General features: G+C 59.7%; 19 protein-coding genes. 6 read left to right on the top strand and 13 right to left on the bottom strand.

Going from position 1 to position 19347, the window contains the following annotated elements:
* Positions 1-80: 80 nt before the first annotated feature.
* From JI59_RS16935 to JI59_RS16925, 3 genes are all read right to left on the bottom strand, one after another.
* Positions 81-866: a crotonase/enoyl-CoA hydratase family protein gene (locus tag JI59_RS16935; RefSeq protein ID WP_038576432.1), complete on the bottom strand. Its 786-nt coding sequence runs from the start codon at positions 864-866 to the stop codon at positions 81-83.
* Positions 867-944: 78 nt separating this feature from the next.
* Positions 945-1844 carry an alpha/beta hydrolase fold domain-containing protein gene (locus JI59_RS16930; protein WP_007011442.1) on the bottom strand — a complete coding sequence of 300 codons (900 nt, stop codon included), beginning with the start codon at positions 1842-1844 and terminating at the stop codon, positions 945-947.
* The gene (locus tag JI59_RS16925; RefSeq protein ID WP_007011443.1) at positions 1841-2656 is read right to left on the bottom strand and encodes an SDR family NAD(P)-dependent oxidoreductase; all 816 of its coding nucleotides are present in this window, start codon (positions 2654-2656) and stop codon (positions 1841-1843) included. Before JI59_RS16925 ends, JI59_RS16930 begins: the two co-directional genes overlap by 4 nt.
* A 184-nt stretch (positions 2657-2840) precedes the next feature.
* On the opposite strand from JI59_RS16925, the gene JI59_RS16920 reads away from it, so the two are divergent.
* Positions 2841-4004, top strand: a complete 1164-nt coding sequence (locus JI59_RS16920) for a phosphotransferase family protein (protein ID WP_007011444.1) — start codon at positions 2841-2843, stop codon at positions 4002-4004.
* 69 nt (positions 4005-4073) lie between these two features.
* Here JI59_RS16920 and JI59_RS16915 read toward each other — a convergent pair whose 3' ends face one another.
* Positions 4074-4988 carry a TIGR03619 family F420-dependent LLM class oxidoreductase gene (locus JI59_RS16915; protein WP_038576428.1) on the bottom strand — a complete coding sequence of 305 codons (915 nt, stop codon included), beginning with the start codon at positions 4986-4988 and terminating at the stop codon, positions 4074-4076.
* Between the two features lie 203 nt (positions 4989-5191).
* Between JI59_RS16915 and JI59_RS16910 the strand changes: the two genes are divergently transcribed.
* Complete coding sequence (locus JI59_RS16910; protein WP_007011446.1) at positions 5192-6286, top strand: acyl-CoA dehydrogenase family protein; 1095 nt, start codon at positions 5192-5194, stop codon at positions 6284-6286.
* 142 nt (positions 6287-6428) lie between these two features.
* Here the strand turns inward: JI59_RS16910 and JI59_RS25700 are convergent, their stop codons facing one another.
* The 3 genes from JI59_RS25700 to JI59_RS16895 all read right to left on the bottom strand — a co-directional run bounded on the left by JI59_RS25700 (position 6429) and on the right by JI59_RS16895 (position 9639).
* A complete protein-coding gene (locus JI59_RS25700) occupies positions 6429-7499 on the bottom strand; it encodes an acyl-CoA dehydrogenase family protein (protein WP_007011447.1) in 1071 nt (356 codons plus the stop codon).
* Between the two features lie 4 nt (positions 7500-7503).
* Positions 7504-8697 (bottom strand): acyl-CoA dehydrogenase family protein, encoded by a 1194-nt coding sequence (locus JI59_RS16900; protein ID WP_007011448.1) that lies wholly within the window; start codon positions 8695-8697, stop codon positions 7504-7506.
* A gap of 141 nt (positions 8698-8838) precedes the next feature.
* Positions 8839-9639 carry a FadR/GntR family transcriptional regulator gene (locus tag JI59_RS16895; protein WP_007011450.1) on the bottom strand — a complete coding sequence of 267 codons (801 nt, stop codon included), beginning with the start codon at positions 9637-9639 and terminating at the stop codon, positions 8839-8841.
* Positions 9640-9929: 290 nt separating this feature from the next.
* Here JI59_RS16895 and JI59_RS16890 point away from each other — a divergent pair, with 290 nt between their 5' ends.
* Positions 9930-11045 carry an FAS1-like dehydratase domain-containing protein gene (locus tag JI59_RS16890; protein WP_239000570.1) on the top strand — a complete coding sequence of 372 codons (1116 nt, stop codon included), beginning with the start codon at positions 9930-9932 and terminating at the stop codon, positions 11043-11045.
* A 200-nt stretch (positions 11046-11245) separates the two neighbouring features.
* Here JI59_RS16890 and JI59_RS16885 read toward each other — a convergent pair whose 3' ends face one another.
* Both JI59_RS16885 and JI59_RS25695 read right to left on the bottom strand, forming a co-directional pair.
* Positions 11246-12445, bottom strand: coding sequence for an acyl-CoA dehydrogenase family protein (locus JI59_RS16885; protein WP_007011452.1), 1200 nt, complete (start codon positions 12443-12445; stop codon positions 11246-11248).
* A gap of 87 nt (positions 12446-12532) precedes the next feature.
* Entirely contained in the window at positions 12533-12973 is a 441-nt protein-coding gene (locus JI59_RS25695; protein ID WP_007011453.1) for a nuclear transport factor 2 family protein, read from the bottom strand.
* Positions 12974-13289: 316 nt separating this feature from the next.
* On the opposite strand from JI59_RS25695, the gene JI59_RS16875 reads away from it, so the two are divergent.
* The 3 genes from JI59_RS16875 (at position 13290) to JI59_RS16865 (ending at position 16156) form a co-directional block, all read left to right on the top strand.
* A complete protein-coding gene (locus JI59_RS16875; protein ID WP_007011454.1) occupies positions 13290-14102 on the top strand; it encodes an SDR family NAD(P)-dependent oxidoreductase in 813 nt (270 codons plus the stop codon).
* A gap of 55 nt (positions 14103-14157) precedes the next feature.
* Complete coding sequence (locus tag JI59_RS16870) at positions 14158-14913, top strand: glutathione S-transferase N-terminal domain-containing protein (protein ID WP_007011455.1); 756 nt, start codon at positions 14158-14160, stop codon at positions 14911-14913.
* Positions 14914-14974: 61 nt separating this feature from the next.
* A complete protein-coding gene (locus tag JI59_RS16865) occupies positions 14975-16156 on the top strand; it encodes a sulfotransferase family protein (RefSeq protein WP_007011456.1) in 1182 nt (393 codons plus the stop codon).
* Here the strand turns inward: JI59_RS16865 and JI59_RS16860 are convergent.
* From JI59_RS16860 to JI59_RS16845, 4 genes are all read right to left on the bottom strand, one after another.
* Entirely contained in the window at positions 16153-16608 is a 456-nt protein-coding gene (locus JI59_RS16860; protein WP_052117912.1) for a nuclear transport factor 2 family protein, read from the bottom strand. The two genes, JI59_RS16865 and JI59_RS16860, sit on opposite strands and share 4 nt — an antisense overlap.
* A 34-nt stretch (positions 16609-16642) precedes the next feature.
* Positions 16643-17443 carry an SDR family NAD(P)-dependent oxidoreductase gene (locus JI59_RS16855; RefSeq protein WP_007011458.1) on the bottom strand — a complete coding sequence of 267 codons (801 nt, stop codon included), beginning with the start codon at positions 17441-17443 and terminating at the stop codon, positions 16643-16645.
* Between the two features lie 28 nt (positions 17444-17471).
* Complete coding sequence (locus JI59_RS16850) at positions 17472-18383, bottom strand: SMP-30/gluconolactonase/LRE family protein (RefSeq protein ID WP_007011459.1); 912 nt, start codon at positions 18381-18383, stop codon at positions 17472-17474.
* 96 nt (positions 18384-18479) lie between these two features.
* The gene (locus tag JI59_RS16845; protein WP_007011460.1) at positions 18480-19289 is read right to left on the bottom strand and encodes an enoyl-CoA hydratase/isomerase family protein; all 810 of its coding nucleotides are present in this window, start codon (positions 19287-19289) and stop codon (positions 18480-18482) included.
* Positions 19290-19347: the final 58 nt, after the last annotated feature.

Below are 19347 nucleotides of genomic sequence, written 5' to 3'. Positions count from 1 at the left end.
AGTCTCACAATTTCTTCGCTTGGTAGATGGATCCAAACTTGAGTCGACCTGGATTCGCCCTGGTCAAGACCGACCTTCGCTTACCGCCCCTTCCAGACCGGATCGCGCTTTTCGGCAAAAGCAGTCGCCCCTTCGATGGCGTCTTCGGACTGCTTGATGCGGTCCATCGCTTCACGGCTCATCTTCCAGAGCGCATCCTCGCTCGCTTCGCCGACCTTGCTCACGATTTCAAGGCATGCCTTGATCGGTAGCGGAGCATTGACCGTTATCTCCCGCGCGAGCGCGATTGCCTGTTCCACGGCGGCTCCGTCATCGGCCAGACGATTGACAAGACCAAGATCTGCCGCCCGCTCGGCAGGCAGCCGCGACGCCGTGAGGATGAGTTCGAGCGCGATTTTCTTTGGAATTGCGCTGGGCAGGCGAAATAGCCCCCCGGCCCCCGCGATCAGTCCGCGCGCGACTTCGGGCAGGCCGAACACGCTGGAACGCGAAGCGACGATCAGATCGCAGGCGAGAGCGATTTCGCAGCCTCCGGCCAGCGCAAAACCCTGAACCGCGGCGATCCAGGGCTTGGTGCGTTTGCGCTGCACGAACCCGGCAAAGCCACCTCCAGGCGTCCTCAAGGTATCGATGCGGCCCGCGGCCACTTCCTTGAGGTCGGCCCCGGCACAGAAAACCTTGTCTCCCGCGCCGGTCAGTACCACCACACGAACGCTGTCATCGACTTCGGTTTCCGAAACAATCGCATCCATGGCACGGGCCACGGCACCGTTGATGGCATTGCGCTGATCGGGACGATTGATCGTCACGAGAAGTACGCCGTCCCCCATGCTTTCGGTAACTACAAGATTTTCAGTATCACTCATTTCAAGGACCTCATGGCAAGGTTGTAGATCATTGTAACGGAACCATTCCACTACTCGGACATGGCAATTGCGGCGAATTCACCGAGTTCTCGATCGGACATCGAGCAAGAGATTATCGACAAAGGCGACGACCTCATCCATCGTCTGCGCCGCACCGGTCAGGCCCGCATCACGCGTAACCGCGACATGCTCCATGTCGGCAACCATGCTCAACTCTGCAGGAATTCCTGCCTTGGCGAGGCGGTCGTGAAACAACCGGGAATCGTCGGCCAGCACTTCACCGGTCCCGGCATTGACCAGTGTGGGCGGAAACAGGGCGGGATCGGCAAAGATCGGGGATGCCAGCGGATGCCGTGCGTCGTGGCCCTGCAAGTAAAGCTCAGCCGCTGCCCGTGCAGCCTCCTGCGAAAAAAGCGGATCGGTCGCGGCATTGTGAACATAGCTGGGACTGCTGACGGTAAGGTCCAGCCATGCCGATAGAAGAATAAGTCCGATGGGCGGAACTGCGTCTGCATGCGCCAATGCCGCCGACGCGGCCGCGACGCCTCCGCCCGCCGAATCCCCGCTCAGGATCAGATGCTTCTCTCCTGCCGCCATGATTGCCTGATGGACCTTGCGCGCATCGGCGATGGCCGCCGGGAACGGATGTTCGGGCGCCAGCCGATAGGCGGGACATATGACGGTGACACCGCAGCGCCTTGCCAGCGTGCCTGCAAAGGCACCCATGATGTCCGGGCATCCAAGGCGAAAGCCTCCGCCATGCATGTGCAGTACGGTGGCCAGGGAAGCGCCTTCGGGACGAAACCGCAATGCGCGTACGCCATCGAAACTCGTTTCCTCACCTGGCGTGTCGGATCGCCATTGGCCGTCGGCCAGCGCCTGTCGAAGCCCCGCTCGTCGATTGACCAGATCATCGGGCGCGGTACGTCCGGCCCTTTCAGGCGGCAGTACGATAGCGTGAGTGGCTGGCTGGTTCATGCCCTCTCGGCCCCCATCACAGTGTTCTTCGGCGGCAGCGTCACGTTGAACAGGTTCGCCGCCATGAAGCCGCCGTCCACCGCCAGCGTCTGCCCGGTCACATAGCTCGACAGGTCGGACAAGAAGAAGGTGATCGCCTTGGCAATTTCGTCCACGGTGCCGCGTCGCTGCATCGGCACCTTCTCCATGGTCTTGCGCTCGCCTTCCGGCCCTCGATCGGGCAGGCGCGGCGTGATGATGCCGCCCGGTGCCACGCAATTGATCCGAATACCTTGCCCGGACCATTCCACGGCCATCGACTTGACGAGATGGACGAGACCCGCCTTGGCCACTCCATAGGCAGCATGGTTCGGTGCCGAACGAAGGCCATCGACTGATGCCACGCAGACGATCGAGCCAGGCGCGCCACGCTTCAGCAGCGACCGTGCAACTTCGCGCGCGGCCACGAAGAAATAGCGCAGATTGCGATTTTGGTCCGCGTCCCATGTATCGAGCTCAAGGTCGAGCAGCGATGCCCAGCCCGCCATGCCGATTACCGTCGCCATGCCATCTAGTGGACCGAAGTTCGCTTCCACGTTCGCGATCGCGCCAACCAGGGCTGCATCGTCCAGCACATCAACCCCGATCGCTGTCGCCGTGCCGCCGGATTCGCGCACCGCCTTTGCGACTTTTTCGGCGCGATCGGGATCGAGATCGGCAATGGCAACATGCGCGCCCTGCTCGACAATCCTCTTCACGGTTGCTTCGCCCATGCCCTGACCGCCGCCCAGAACGAGAATTCTCTTACCTTCAAGCCCGAAGACCGGATCCATACGTCGTCCTCTCAAGTTCCACTCGTGCACTAGCGGTCAGTCCTCTTACAGGGACCGGGTTCCCCGCTCTTTCACGGCTAGCTAGCATGACCATACTTCTTGCACAAAAGAGTTATTTGTATAGCCTGCAGCCGAAATGGGCCGGTATCATCGGCCAACCAATAAATTGGCGCGAGGATGATCAATGGCACAGGGCGAGGTTCCGGAACAGGCAGACGACTTGGGAACTGACGGAGGTCAGATCGACAAAAGCATCGGCCTGAAAGGCCGTGACGCATCGATCACGGAAGCCACCGTAGTAGCCCCGGAAGTCCGCGATCTCGGCGCACTTTCGAAGCAACTGGCCAACTGGCTGAGCGATCGCATGCCCGGTGCAAGCGACATCGCCATTTCCAATCTCAGCTACCCGCTGGGCGCCGGAATGTCGCACGAAACGATTCTTTTCGACGCTCAATGGCAGCGGCATGGCCGCACAGAACACCGCGGCATGGTCGTGCGGATCAAGCCCACCGGCCTTCCCGTCTATCAGGACGATCTGTTCGACAAGCAATACGACATCATGCAATTGATGCATCGTTCGGGCGCGGTCCCGGTTGCCGAACCGCTCTGGTTCGAAGCGGATCCGGCCCTGCTCGGCGCTCCGTTCTTCATGATGGCGAAGGTCCATGGCCGAGTTGCCGTAAGCTACCCCCCCTACTGCAAACAGGGATGGGTGGTCGATTCCTCACCCGAAGATCGGCGCACCATGTGGGAAGACGCGGTACGCCACCTAGCCCTGATTCAGACAGTACCTGTCTCCCAGGCGAAATTCCTCGATCTGCCCGGCACATTTGACGAAAATTTCGATCAGGAGGTGGACCGCTGGCGCCGCTATCTCGACTGGATCGACCCGGATCGCGCACTCGCCCTGCTGAGAGGAGAATTCGACCGGCTGCTGCAGAACCACCCGGCGAACCGGCCTGAAGGCATTGTGTGGGGCGACGCTCGGCTTGGCAACATGATGATCGGCGAGGACTACAAGGTAGTCGCCGTCATGGATTGGGAACAACCGTCCGTCGGCGGTGCATTGCACGACCTTGGCTGGTGGCTCTATTCGGATCATCTGCAGACGGAAGGTCGCGGACTGGCCCCACTCGACGGTATGGGAACACGCGAGGAAACGATCGCTCTATGGGGCCAGACCTGCGGAATACCCACCGACGATATCGAATGGTACGAAGCGTTTGCGTGCTTCAAGATGGAATGCCTGCGATACCGTATGGTGAGTCTCGACGGCCGGATGCCTGCAACCGGACGGGAAGAACCTGGCCATCGGACCGCCAGGATGCTCGACTCAGCTTACGGCTGAGACACAGGCGAAAAGACGAACCTCCGCTTGCCTCCGTCGGTGCTGTATGCCCGGCGGTAAGGCGTCGGGTCAGCCATTAAGCTTGGCGATGACCTGCTGACCGATCTCTTCCGCGCGATCGCAGAATTCTGCGCGATCCCGGCCATCGACGATCACAGCGGCCGCGGTCACCCCCAATTCCTCGTAACGGCCAAGCATGTCGACAATTTCCTGATTCGAATAGGCCTCCGGGGGCACATTCACGCCGCCCAGTATCACCTCAGGCATATCGTCGCGCCCGACTTGTGCCGCATATTCGTGCATATAGTCGATGCGCTCTTTCAGATCCGCCTCATCGGTGATGTCTGCCGTGCGGGTTGTGCTCGTATTGCCGCGCGCGGCGGTGAAGAACGGGTTCCATCCGTCGCAATAATCGACGACTCGCCGAATCGCCCGCTTGGCATTCCCGCCGCCATAGATCGGCAGTCTCTTCTGCCTGGGTGCGGGCAGGATACGGTTGCCAAGCGCGACATAGCCGCTGCCTTCGAATGTGAAATCCTCTCCGCTGAGGGCAAGGCGCAGAGCCTGTATATATTCGTCCATCAACTCGTTGCGCTGATCGAAGTCCACGCCCACCGCGCGAAACTCGCCCTTCAGATACCCGGCCCCCACGCTCAGCGTGACTCGCCCGCCAGTGAAGCAATCGAGCGTCGCCAGGTCGCGTGCGACGATGAAAGGATTGCGATAGGGAAGCACGACGATACCCGTCTGCAAGCGCAATGTAGTCGTGACCGCGCCCAGCAGGCTCAACATCACGAAGGGACCTTGCGCGTAATGCCCCCCTGCATCGAGCCACCGCGAAGTGGGAACCGGATGATCAGTCACAAGGCCAGCATGAAAACCCGCTCTTTCAACGGCCAGGCCGACCTCGCGAACCGCGGCCATGGTCGTGAACTCATCTGCGGGCTCAAGTGTGTCGAACGGAAGCGGGCAATTGATCTTCATGTCGCGAGTCCCCTCTTGAATATTCATTATGTGCCGTGCCACCCGAATAGCGATGACTGATTGGCAACTGCCCTTTGCCTTGTCAAAAGGGAATCTGGTGATTGCAAGGTGAATAGCAGAGAGCTATCTTCCCGAAAACCGCTATACAGATAGTTCAAACGGTGTCGCAGTGCTGATGCCTGTGCGTAATGGGAGTTTTACACGTGAGCATCAGTTTCGTGCTGAACGAAGAACAAGTGCAGCTGCGCGACAGCGTACGGCGCTGGGCCGCCGACAATGGCATCTCGGCAAGCAAGAGCGGTGCTCAGCCGGAACTTTGGCAGGACATAGCAGAGCTGGGCCTCACGATGGCCTGCCTGCCCGAAGAGGTGGGTGGCCTTGGCGGCACTGCGCTCGACGCAGCGGTAATCGCTGAGGAACTGGGCCGCCAACTGGTACGCCAACCCTTTGTCGACATTGCCGTTACAAGCGCACAAATCCTGCTTCAGGTCGCGCCTGACCGGCTCGAATCAGTCATCGCGGGAGAAAGCCGCCCCCTGCTTGCCCATGACGAGCCCGGTGCGCGCGGCCAGATCGACTGGGTCGAGGCCAGCGCCTCGAGATCGAATGACGGATTTGTTTTGAACGGCAAGAAAACCGGCATTCTCGGTATCGATCATGCCGATTCGCTGATCGTGTCGGCTAAACTGGATGGCGATCTTGCCCTGTTCCTGGTGCCGGTCGATGCGGTTCGGCTGATCCGGTACGATACGCTCGATCATCGTTCGGGGGCTACGGTGATCCTTTCCGATGTGTTCGTGCCACTCGATTCTTTATTGGAAAGCTCTTCCCGCGTACAACAGATCGTGTCCACTGCCATGGCCTATGGACAGGTTGTTGCCGGTGCGGAAGCCGTGGGCGCCATGCGCGGCGCATTCGAAGCCACCCGCCAGTACGTCGCGATCAGGAAGCAGTTCAAACAGCGGATCGGCGATTTCCAGGTCGTCCGGCACGCCCTTGCCGACATGGAAATGGAAATCGAGCAGTCCCAATCTCTGGTCTGGCGGGCAGTTGCCGCCTTGTCGGAGGACGATGAACGGGATCGCTTTGCCGCCGCGGTAAAGGTCAAGGTATCCAGGGCCGGACTGTTTGTCGGTGACAAGGGAATCCAGCTGCACGGCGGCGTTGGCATGACCGAGGAATATGCCGTCGGCCAATATTACAAACACCTGCTCGTCTTTTCCCTCCGTCATGGAAGTGCCGACGATCATATTCGCCGCTTTGCCGGTGAAATGAGCACGGCCGTTTCAGCCGAGTAGTCCAGCGACCAGACTTGCGGGGAAATCATGGCCGTGCCGCATTCGCCTGTCATCGGGCATGCGGCACGTCGATCACTCTGATCCCCACACGACTGCCCACGACGCTTCACGCCCGGCCAGCTGCCCGGGCGTGACGTTGCCTTCAGACGGCGGCCTGCAGATCATCCAGTGCCGCGACCTGACTGCGCAACTCACTGGGTAGCGACAAGGTCAGCCGGTCCTGCATCGACCGCTTCAGCAGAAAGTGCAGCGGATATTCCCAAGTGTAGGCGATGCCGCCATGGCACTCGACAGCCTTGCGCGCGGTCTTGACCGCCATGTCGGTCGCATGGGCCTTCGTAAGCAAGGCCATGCGGTGGGCATCGTGCGCGCCGCGATCCCAGGCATGGGCCGCATACCAGCACGGGAAATGAGCCGGTCCGATATCGACCGCCATCTCTGCCAATTGGTGCTGAAGCGCCTGGAAAGAACCGATAAGTCTATCGAACTGCTTACGCGTCTTGGCATAGTCGACCGCCATCGCAAGAGTCTGCTGCCCTGCTCCGGCCGCATCGATTGCCGCAACGACTAGCAATGCATCATATAGACGTTGCGCCCCGTCCCTGTCCGCAAGCGGTTCCAGAGCGCCCCCGCCGAGCGAAAGCGTGGCAAGTGGCCGCGACAGATCGAGCGGTGTTTCGTCAGGCCTGAATGCATCTGCGCCGACCTTGGCAATCGCCAGACCGTCGCGCGTGCCGATGACCGCGAGCCCGCCATTGCGCAACAGCCGCACATTGCGCTTTTCGATCCGATGCTGTCCGGCCTCGGCCTGCCAGCAATTGGGTTCCCACCTGTCCTCGCGCAGAGCGAAAGTGGCTGAAATCTCCCCAGAAAGCAGTCCAGGCAACCAGGTATCGCGCTGCGCCTCGGTGCCGAACTCCGCAATCGCCCAAGCCGCAAGGCTATTGTCGATGGCGTGACCGGGGGCGGCGTGCCGGCCCAGAACATGCGATGCAGCAGCAACGGTCAGCAGCCCCATGTCCAAGCCGTCATATTCTTCCGAAAGCATGGCCATCGGCAGTCCCAACTCGACAAGCAAGGCATCGACCTTCTCTTCAAGCTCCACAATGACGCCGGAATCGCGCGCCACCGATGCAAGGTCGACCATGCCGGTCAGCGCGCGCTCGATCGAATCGCACAATTGCTTCTGGTCGTCGGTCAAATCGAACTGCATCGGATCACCCCTTCGCCACGCGGGGCAAGTCCAGCCCGCGTTCGGCTATCAAATTGCGTTGAATGTTCGACGCCCCACCCGCAATCGAGAGCGCCAGCGCGCCGAAGATCTGGTTCAACCAGTTGGCGCCGGACCGTTCCCCTTTCTCCGGGAAAGCCAGCGCGTCCTCGCCAATGATGTCGGTCGCCAACTCTGCGATGCGCAAGCCGATCTCCGTTGCGGCCAACTTGTTGGTCAGGCCATGGATACCAACCGGTTCCCCCATGAGATCGCAAGTCATCTGATAATAGCCCGAATACATCTGGGCGCGGACATGCCCTTCGATTTCCAGGATACGTTCGCGGATCACGGGATCCTCGATCACCGGCTTGCCGTTGCGCGTTTGCTTGCGCGCCATGCGGACAAGCGATTCGAAAAGGCGCAATGTGCGCACTCCCCCAATGGAATTGCGCTCGTGCTTCAATGTCGTGCGCGAAACCTTCCAGCCTTCGCCGCGCTCACCCACGATCCAGTCTGCGGGCGTGGTGACATCGTCCAGGAACACTTCGCAGAATTCCGACTGGCCGCTGATCTGGTGGATGCGCCGAATTGTCACGCCCGGCTGGTCGAGCTTCAGGAGGAGATAGGAAATTCCGTCGTGCTTGCCCGCGCCCGGTTCCGTCCGAACCAACGCAAACATATGCGTGCATTCGTAGGCCCGCGTCGTCCAGATCTTGTGACCATTGATATGCCACAGACCGTCGCGCAACTCGCCCCTCGTAGCAAGGGAAGCCAGATCGCTGCCGGCATTCGGTTCGGAATAGCCCTGAGCCCATCGGATTTCACCGCTGAGCGTGCCGGGAATGAATTCTTCCTTCTGCCAGTCCGCGCCCCGTTCCAAGAGGGTTGGAGCCAGCATCGTGACCCCGATGCCTTCATATTCCATCGGCGCTCGCGCACGTTCGAAGCATTCGCGTATGATCTGCGCACGCATCGCGTCGGCCGGTTGCTCACTACCGCCAAGGTGGCGGGGAAAGCCACGATACAGATAGCCCTGTTCGGTCGCCAGGGCTCTGAAGCGTCGAACATGTTCCGCTTTTTCAACCGCATCCGTCGTCGCCGGCTTGCGCCAATTGGCCCGGAGGAATGCGTCTACCTCTTCTGCGAACTGCCGGTGCTCGGCAGAGTATTCGAGTTCCATCAGCGTCTCACAAAGCATGTCACGGGAATATTCCCGCAACCCTAGCCTTGCAAATGAACTACCGCAATAGATGTAATGGTATCGTGAAGCGTGACTGGCGAAATGTTGCAGGCACCAAACCTGTCGTCGAAACCTGCAACATTGCCACCGAGCAACCGGTTAGCGAGAGATGCGCGATCTCCTTCGCCCGACGGCTTTCAACTCAACGCCAGCCGGGGGATTCTCAGCCAGCGAAAAGGCCTGCTCGTGCCGCTCAAGGTCTTGCAGCATCCAATCCATGACGATCGAGGAACACCTTTGCGTGGCCAGCACTGCAAGTTCCTCATCCCCATCAAGGATAGCTGCAGCCATAAGGTTTCTTTGCCGCTGATACTGCTCGATACGATCCGCATGGTTCGCATACACGTCCACTCCATGCGAGACCTGCGCCACCAGGTCATATAGAATGTTGAGGAACAACGAAAACACGTTGCTACCGCCGAGTTCGGAGATCAAGGCGCCAAAATGTCGCTCGGCCTTCAAGAAGGCCTTGTAGTCATCAACCTCCGCAGGCTTGAGACTTTGCTCGTGCTCGAGAAATTTGCGCAGCTCCATCTGCTTCTCGGGATCGCGGTTGCGGGTGGCGAGCCTTGCAAGCTCCACGCGCACCGGACCAACTGCATTGATCAACTCTGTCATGGTAGCCCCGCGCGAGCGGAGGAAGATTGACGCCATCCGCGTCACGGCAGAGCTTTCCGGCACGGAAGCAAAATAGCCCCCCCTGACTCCGCGCCGCACATAGATCAGCTGCTCCTGTGCCACCAAAGCCGCGGCCTGCCGCAAAGTCGGCCGGCTGACGCACAGCTGTTCGAGCAGATCGTCTTCCGACCCAAGCAGCCCGTCGTCACCGCACTTGTAAGCCAACTGCCGCAAGGCCTCCGCAGTACGATGTACCACTGATCCGTTATCTTTTTTCGTCATTTGCAATTCCTACCCCAATCTCTTGCACCGATCAATATTACCGCTGGAAGCCAGTCCCCGCCCGGTTGAGCGGGGAAAATGCATCGAGCGCTGAATGTCCAGGGGACCTATTAGCCTTGACGGATGCGACTTAAAAAGATTACTCAATTCGAATTGGGAGGATAATGACAGTGGCAGAAGACGGCCTCATACGAAATCGCATCACGGATGAATCCGTTGACCTTATGCGCCGGCGGATCGGCTACCCGAACCCGACCGTCCGTACAGGCGCAATAGACGATCCATGGAACATGGTCGCGACAGCCGATGCTGTCCGCCGCTTCTCGATCTGCATTGGTGACGACAATCCGCTCTTTACCAAGCCCGAGTATGCGGCCGGCACCCGCTGGGGTCAGGTAATCGCGCCGCCCGGATTCGAAAAGTCGATGGGCATCAATCGCAGTCCGGTCATGGACCCGGTCGAGGCCAAGGAAACAAGCAAGGCGCTGCGCGGAATACAGCTTTATCATTCTGGCGGCGAGAATTTCTACTACACTCCGATTGTCGAGGGCACGAAGCTCTACCGCTCGCGCTGGGTAAAGAAGGTCGAAGAGAAGAATTCCGAATTTGCCGGACGCTCCGTGATCGTATCGAACGGTATCCAGCTTTGGGATGAATCCGGGACTGTCGCGGTCGACGGGATCGACTGGTTCGTCCATACCGAACGCGGGGGTGGCGATAAGACCAGGAAAAAAGAGCCCAGGCCCAAGGAAGAGCCGGCTTTTTATTCGGACGAGGATCTGGAAGAGATCGAAGCAGCCTATGACGCTGAATATGTGCGGGGGGCCGACACTCTCTATCTGGAAGATGTGAAGATCGGCCAAAAGTTGCCTCGCATGGTCAAAGGTCCACTCACGATCACCGACCTCATCAACATACACATGGGTGCTGGCTGGTTCCTCTACGGCAACTGGCCGAATCGTCTGGCCTACGAGAATCGCAAGAAGCTGCGTGGTTTTTATAATCGCGACGAATTCAACGCATGGGACACGATCCAGCGGGTCCACTGGGACAAGGACCTGGCGAAAAAAGTCGGACTACCGATGATGTACGATATCGGCCCCATGCGACAGCTCTACGTCAGCCATTACCTGACCAATTACGCGGGCGACGATGCCTGGATCCACCGGATCAGGTTTGAATTCCGACGCTTCAATTACATGGGCGACGTGACCTGGCTGGAAGGCGAGATCACCGATGTCCGCGACGATGCGGAACTCGGCCCGCTGATCGAAGTCAGCATGACCGGGACCAGCCAGCGCGGCGTGGAGAATATCCGCGCGAATGCGACGATCCTGGTTTCATCGCGGACGAAGGGCAAACCCAGGTTGCCCACCCCGCCGCCGCTGACGCCCCATCGGTCCTGAAAACGTCTTTCGCCGCGCTTCCGGAGTGATCCGGAAGCGCGGCGAACTGCCTATCTTGGCGTGACAGGCTTACCCTGATCTCTGAAAGGCTGCACGTTCACTTCGCCGCGATTGCCGTCCAGCGGCAATGCGCGAAGTTCCATAGCCGCTTCACCCAGACTGCCCGCAAAAGCATCGGGCGCCCAAACGGATCCCCGCTATCAGAGGCCGCGCATGATCTCGTTTGCAATCAGGTTGCGCTGAATTTCGTTGCTGCCGCCGTAGATCGTCATCGCCTTCTTGAACAGATAGTCCGATGCGACGCCAGGAGCCTGGTCCGATCCCGGCAACTCATCCGGGAAGCCGGATTTGTAATCCTCTTCGGCATAATAAGGCAGCGCGTCGTCACCGAGCGCCTCGACCATCAACACACCGATCTGCTGAACCAGCTCCGATCCCTTGATCTTGAGCATGGATGGAAGTGACAGATTGCGCCCGTCAATCTCGGCTTCGTCTTCCGCAAGCGTCCGGGCCAGGGAAGCCCGGTGAGCGAGAAATTCGATTTCCAGCTCTGCCAGACGGCAAGCGAAACGCTCGTCGTCTATCAGCCTGGTACGACCACGAAAGGTATTTTCCGCAAGTTTGCGAGCGCGGCTGAGCAGATTGGCGCAACGTCCGACTTCGGCGTTGAAGGTACGCTCATGAACCAGCGTTTCCTTGGCATAGGTCCAGCCCATGTTTTCTTCGCCGACACGGTTCTCTACCGGGACGCGCACGTCTTCCATGAACACCTGGTTGAGCGAATGGCGGCCGTCGATCGAGATGATTGGACGCACACTGATTCCAGGTGACTTCATATCCACCAGGAACATCGAAATGCCAGCCTGCGGCTTGCCCTCAAATCGCGTGCGCGCCAGCAGGAACAGCCAATCGGCCTGATGCGCGTGCGAAGTCCATATCTTCGTCCCGTTTATGACGTATTCGTCGCCATCACGAACGGCAGCTGTCTTGAGCGAAGCCAGGTCAGAACCGGCTTCCGGTTCCGAAAAACCTTGCGCCCAGAACTCGATACCATCGCGTATCGGGGGAAGAAAGCGCGCTTTCTGCTCCTCCGATCCATGAGCGATGATGATCGGTCCCGTCAGGAAAGTGCCCTGCGGCGACAGCGCCGGCGCACCGGCGATATAGCATTCCTCATCGAATGCGTGTCGCTGAGCGATCGTCCAGCCCAGGCCGCCATACTCCACCGGCCAGCTCGGCACCGACCAGCCCTGCTTCTGCGCCAGCACGCGCGTCCACTGCTCGATATCGTTGCGATCCTGATGATAGCCGAGCTTCGTTCGCTCAGCGAGATCGCGAGGCAGGTTTTCGGCCAGAAAGGCTCTGACTTCAGTGCGGAATTCGGCCTCGGACTGTTCCACGATTCTTCTCCCGGGCCCGTACTCGGTTTCGCCCGTATAGTTTGATTTCCATCAGATCCAGCGCATGAACGCTGCGCAGCACGATGGCTACTTCGGCATTTCGGCCAGACGCTTGTAGATCCGGAATTCCAACTTGCGCTCGGAAAAGCGCCAGCCTTCCACCGTCTTCTTGAACTGATCGTAGTACCTGCCGACAACGAAGATGACACCGTCGCCTTCCTTGCGCATGCCATATTCAACGATGTCGCACACGCCCGTAGCCGTGTCGCCATCGACGACGATCTTGGCAGGTTGCGCAAACTGGGTCATGCATTTGTTGCGTTCCCACGCCTTGCCGATGAAGCTGCTGATCGCCTCGGCCCCAACCAACGGGCCTGCCCCCGGTGTGACGACTTCCGCCATGCCAACCACCTTGGCATCGTCGGTAAAGGTCTTCTTCAGTTCCTGCGGGTCCATGGCGCAGGCCGCGGCGGCATAATCGCTGATAAGTTCGCGGATCGCATCCTTGTCATTCATGCTTTCAGCCATTTCGTTCTCTCCTCATCCTGCCCCGGCGCTCGCGGCTGCGCGATCAATTGTCTGCCGAATATGCCAGAGAACCTAATTCTATAATCTCTATATGGCAATCCGCCATTTCACTCCTGTTGACTTCACCAGAACCCACCCATATTCCATTCACGGAATACGTCGCTCCGGCAAGCCGCGTACAGATTGCCGACTTGCGCTGGAGCAGGGCCGAACACCTGGGTCCATCAGGGCCGGGCCGATGATATCCGGGTGGCCGAAAGCCCACCGGCAAGTCCGAATGAACGGCATAAAAGCCGAGTACCGAAGGAGAGGATACATGGACCTTCAGTTACAGGGGAAGCGTGCTTTCGTAAGCGGAGCGAGCGGAGGCATCGGCGGAAGCATCGCGGAATTGCTGGCGCAGGAAGGCTGCTCCGTCGCCGTGCACGGTCGCGACCGCGCCCGGACCGAAGAGGCGGCTGCCTGCGTCGAGAAAGCCGGGGGCAAGGCAGTTGTCGTGATCGGAGATCTCGCCACAGACGAGGGCTGCGATTCGGTTGCCGAGGCAAGTCTCAAAGGTCTTGGTGGTATCGACATCGTCGTGAACAACACAGGCACTGCACTGCGCAAGGACAATCCTGGCTGGAGCGAGCTGCCGACACAGACCTGGATCGACAGCTTTCAGGTCAATTTCATGTCCAGTCTGCGGATGTCGAAACTCTTCCTGCCATCGATCAAGGAATCGGGCTGGGGCCGTTTCATCAATATCTCGTCCGTCGCATCCACGAATGTCCCCTCGCTGGCCGAGTATGGCGTCGCCAAGGCGGCATTGAACAAACTGACTGCGGACATGGCCAAGGACGTCGGCAAGTACAACGCGACCGCAAACGGCATCATGCCCGGCATCGTGATGACGCCTGCCATCGAGCAATATCTTGCAGTTCTCGCCGAGAAAAATGGCTGGCCCGAAGACCAGGCGGAACGGGAGCGCCGCTACCTGTCCGACCTGATGCCTCAGGCAATCACCCGTGTCGGCCAGCCGATCGACATCGCCAGCATGGTCGCGTTCATCGCCAGCCCGCTTTCAGGCTACATGACCGGCGTATCTTTCCGTATCGACGGCGGATCGAACCGGAACTCACAAGGGTAGACGCGACAGATTGGCGAGTGGCTCGCCCCCGTTTCTGGAAAGGATACCCGAAGCGATGTTCGACCTTTACATTGAACGGACACCCGCGGTCTTCAAATGCGCGGTCATGCTGGAAGAATGCGGTTACGACTATAACTGCACACATATATCGGTCACGCGCGGCGATCAGCACAATCCGGAATTCCGCGCGATATCTCCCAACGGGAAGATACCGGTGCTGGTTGACAACGAACCGTCGGACGGCGGCGAACCGCTGATCGTGTTCGATTCAGGTGCCATCCTGATGTACCTGGCGGAACGCAGCGGTCGCTTTCTGCCGACCGAGACACGGCAGAGAGCGCAGACCCTGCAATGGCTGTTCTGGCAGGCATCAGGCCTCAGCCCGTTCAGCGGCCAGGCGATCCACTTTCAGCGCTATGCCCCCGAAGTCACCCGCGAATACGGTCAACTGCGCTACGAGGGCGAGGTGAAACGCCTTTACGGTGTCCTCGATACCCATTTGAAGGATCGTGAGTTCATAGCCGGAGACTATTCAATCGCCGACATCGGATGCCACGCATGGGTCGAGATGTACGACCGGTTTGAATGGGATTTGCGCGACTGGCCCGATCTGAACCGCTGGTGGAAGGCCATCGCGCGCCGTCCGCAAGTGATGGAGGCGTACAAGAGGGTGAACGACGCCCGTACAGCCGGGCCGGCGGGGGAAGACGACTTCAAGAAGAACATGTTCGGGGAGGCTGCGGCCAAGCTGATGCCGGCTCCGAAGATCCATGTTCCCCAACCCAAGAATCTCAACGACGAGAGCGAGTAACGCTCGCGTCGGGCACGACAGTACGGCGGAGACTTATCTGCTGCCAAAGGTGAGAGAAACGATGCCCAAAGGCCCATTTTTCGACGGTGACGCGCTTCTTTCCGAAGCGGAAAAACTTGCAGGATCCAACGACTGGGGCGACGATGGCTTTCGCGAAGCCTACGATTGCTTCATCAATTCGCTGAACGCAGAAGCCGATCTGACGCCGCAAGGCGTAGAACGGACGCGCAGTCACCTGATGAAACTGCTGACCGGCAGGCTTCGCCTGTTCGCGGATCGCAAGACCTATCCCGCGATCCAGGAAGAGGAGGTGAAGGCGCCGATCTTCCTGACCGGGCATGGCCGTTCGGGCACCTCCTATCTTTACGAGCTGCTGTCGATCGACCCGCAAAATCATGCGCCGCGCCACTGGCAGGTGTGGAACCCCTCACCTCCGCCGAACCATCCCGACACTGACAATGCGCCGCAGATCGCGGCGGGCGAGCACTATATCCAGTTCGAAGGCTGGCAGGATCCCGACCTGCGGGTGAAGCACGACTACAGCAATCTCGGATCGGCGGAGGATCTGCTGATTCACGATTATTCGTTCGTATCCAAGACCTTCCCCTTTTTCTGGGCCGCGCCGTCCTATGGCAAGTGGCTGGCCGGTGCCGACGCAGCCGCAGCCTATCGCATCGAGCGCAAGTTCCTGCAGGCGCTGCAATTCGGTGAGAAACGCAACCAGTGGGTACTGAAAACCCCGGTGCACATGAGCCAGCTTTCGGCGCTGTGGGAGGAATTTCCAGACGCCCGAATGATCGTGAACCACCGCGATCCGGTGAAAACGCTTGCGTCGATGATGGGGTTGTTACGCGGTCATCGCAAGCAGTTCGGCAACCCGCCGCCAGTGCTCGACCGGAATTTCGTCGTCGCCTACATGGAGGGTGCGGCCCGATCTGCCGAGGACATGATGGAAAAGCGCGCCGATCCGAAGGTGAACGCGACGTTCGTCGATGTCCTGTACCAAGATCTGGAAGCCGATCCGCTGGGGCAGGTCGAAAAGATCTATACGCATCACGGGCTGGACCTGACTGACGCTGTCCGGGACGACATTCGAGATTACGTGGCGAAGAACCGCAAGGGCAAGTTCGGTGCGCACAAGTACAGCCTGGCGGAAGTAGGCCTGAGCGTCGAGGAAGTGCGTGAACGCTTCAAGCGCTACACGGACCATTTCGACATCCCGCTGGAAGAAAGCGCCAGCTAACCGGACGACTTGAGCGAGGACATCCATTTCAGGCAAATTCTGCGATGGGCGATCAGCCAGCGGTCACCCACTCTGCGGTAGCGGTCTATATAGTCGCCGGTATGGTCAGGTCCTATCTGCGTATAGACCGTGAAATAGCTGCGTGCCTTCGCCGTATCGGGGCCTGTCAGTTCGATCGTGCAGGTAGAAAGCTGGTGCCTGACGAAGGCCCCCTTCCCGGCTTTCTCCTGCGCTTTCTCCTTCATCCTGCCATGGCCTTCGGTCCATTCACGGATCGCCTCCCGGCCCTCGTGGCGAAAGGCCTCGATGTTACCGAATGCTTCAAGCTCGAGAATGCCATCCTCGGCAAACAGGGCAATGAAATCCGGCCAGCGCAAGCTGTCGCCCGCCATGTTGTAACTATGCATAGTGTGCCGGATGGCTTCTCGGGCGAGTAGTTCGTCGACAGTCATTGGCATTCCTTGCGCTTGATCGACAGGTCCATGCCTAGAATTGCGTCCCACCATCGCAATTGATCGTGGCACCGGTGAGATAGCCCGCGCGGGGCGAGAGCAGGAACGCGAAAAGATCCGCAATTTCAGTGGAAAGGCCAATTCTGCCCAGCGCCACATCCATCTTGTAATCCTCCTTCATCGCCTTGTTGATCGCTTCGATCGGCGGCAGCCCGTATTTCTCGGCGGCAAGCTGCATTACGCGCTCGGCGGACTCGCTGGCGATGAATCCCGGGCACACAGTATTGGCCCGCACGTTCTGCGGCCCGTAGGTCAGGGCAAGGTTCTTCGTGATCGCGGCGATGGCCGTCTTCATGGTCGTATATCCCAACAAGGGCGGCTTCATCGCCCGGATGGAATATGCCGCCGTATTGACGATCGTACCACCGCCGCCGGCGATGATATGCGGAAGCGCAGCACGGTTCGCGCGCACCGTTACCATCACATGGGACTGGAAATATGCCTCCCAGTCGTCATCGTCGAGTTCGAGCATGGTCTTGCGGGTCTGCATCGTTCCCGCCGTGACGCACACCCCATCAAGCCGCCCGAAGCGATCCACGATTTGAGCCATGGCTTCGTCCATGGAGCCCTTGACCGTGCCATCCGCGACAAACATCTGCACATCGGCACCGAACTCGTCACCGACCTTTCGTGCGCGCAGCTCGCCGCGCTTCCGGTTGCGCCCGATCAGCGCCACCTTCGCCCCCTCCGCAGCAAGCAGGCGCGCTGTATCCAGGCCCATTCCCGCTACGCCGCCGACGAGAGCGAAGACCTTGTCCTTCAAGCCCATATCCATGGTGCTGTCCTCTCCCGTTAGGTGCGGTCTATCCGTTGAAAGCCAGTTTCAAGCCCGGTCGGGGCCAGCGCGTCTTGTAAAGGCGGCCATTGCTCGACGACGTGATCCAGGCGTCACGCATGTCGGCGCCGCCGAAACAGATATTGGTGACGAAGGGGCCGGGAACCGCGATCTGTTCCGGCGACTGATCCGGACGCATCACCGAAATGCCGTCGAACGCGCCGATCGTGGCGACGCACACGCCGCCGCCTTCTTCCACTGCAAGGCTGTCGAAGAACTGCGTTCCGGGCAACGGTCCCATGACCTTGCCGGTCATCAGCGACGCGCTGACCGGATCGACTTCGCCTGGCGCGACGATTGTCATCATGAGCAGGCGGCTGGTCACACTTTCCGCAACATACAGGGTCTTGCCATCGGGTGAGAGACCGATGCCGTTCGGCGTGATCTGTCCTCGGGCGACTTGCTTGATCTTCGATCCGTCTGGCAGCCCGTAATAGATCGCGCCAATGTCCATGCGCTCACCGTCCGACTTGCCCATGTCGGTGAAATAGAAACCACCCTGTGCATCGAAGACGATATCGTTGGGGCCACGCAGTTGGCGTCCCTCGCACGATTCGTACAGCACATCGACCTTGCCGCTATGAAGATCGACCCTTTGTACCGAACCGGTTCGGTAGTCGCTGGCCGTACCGTGTGTCGCCAGCTTGCCGTCGGGCAGTTCGACCCAGCCGAAGCCGCCATTGTTTACGACATAGACCGCGCCATCCGGGCCAATCGCCGCGCCGTTGGGGCCGCCTCCCAGTTCGGCGATCACCTGAAGATTCCCGTCCGGCAGAACGCGGGTCAGCCGCTGCGTGTTAATCTCGACCAGGATTACCGAGCCATCTGCCATGGCGATGGGGCCCTCCGGGAATTTCAGCTTGTCCGTCACGAGTTCCATTTGCATTGCCGTCTCCCGCTCTTGTTTCATTTGCCAGTGTTTATGCCGATCCGGTCCCGCCGTCAGGTTCCCGGACCGCTATCCCGTCCGGACGGATCAGGTGTCCTTCGTCGCCCCTGACAGTTTGGCGCGAACGGACTCGACAAGGGCCATCGCTTCGGGGCCGGAATGGAGGGCACTTTGCCCCAGCACCTCGATCCGCCGAGCCATGTCCGGGCCGGCGTCAGCGCACATGTCGATAGTCTGCTTGGCCATCGCCATCATCTGCGGCGGGTGAGAGGCCAGCCGCTCGCAGAACGCCCGGACCGACGCGTCGAAAACGTCATCGGGATACAAACCCTGAACCAGACCGATCGAGCGCGCATGCTCGGCATCCACGGGCTCGCCACCCATCACCATCCATTTGGCCCATTGTTGGCCCACCAGGCGGGTCAGTCGACTGACGCCATTGCTGGCCGGAATCGAACCAAGCTTGAATTCGGGCAGGACATAGGACGCGGAATGGGCCGCCAGCCTGAAATCGCACGATAACGACATCTCGAGCCCCGCGCCCATGCAAGTGGCATGATGCGCCGCCACGAAAGGCTTTTCGATAGTTTCGATTGCGCGATAAAGCGCATGCATGTGCGGCCCAAGCTCGTAGTTGTACCAGTGCCGAATACGCGCGGTTCCGTCTGCCTGGGTCGGTCCGCGAACACCGGTCAAGTCCGCCCCTGCGCAGAAGAAACGGCCTGTCGAGCGGATCAGGAACACGCGTTGCGATTCGTCTCCGCCGAATCGAAGCACCGCATCGTAAAGCGCCGAAAACATGTCTGCGGTAATCGCATTGAGCTTGGCCGGACGATTCAGCGTTGCCGTGACCACGCCCCCGGCTTGTTCGAACAGGATATGCTCTTCCTCGGCCATGACAGCTCTCTCCTTGGTGGCTCTCTTGCCCAATACGGGCCTGTGCTATGGCACGCGA

The organism is Novosphingobium pentaromativorans US6-1 (assembly GCF_000767465.1).
Taxonomy (GTDB): domain Bacteria; phylum Pseudomonadota; class Alphaproteobacteria; order Sphingomonadales; family Sphingomonadaceae; genus Novosphingobium; species Novosphingobium pentaromativorans.
The sequence above is the reverse complement of the archived record's forward strand: the minus strand, read 5'-3'. Positions and strand labels throughout refer to the sequence as shown.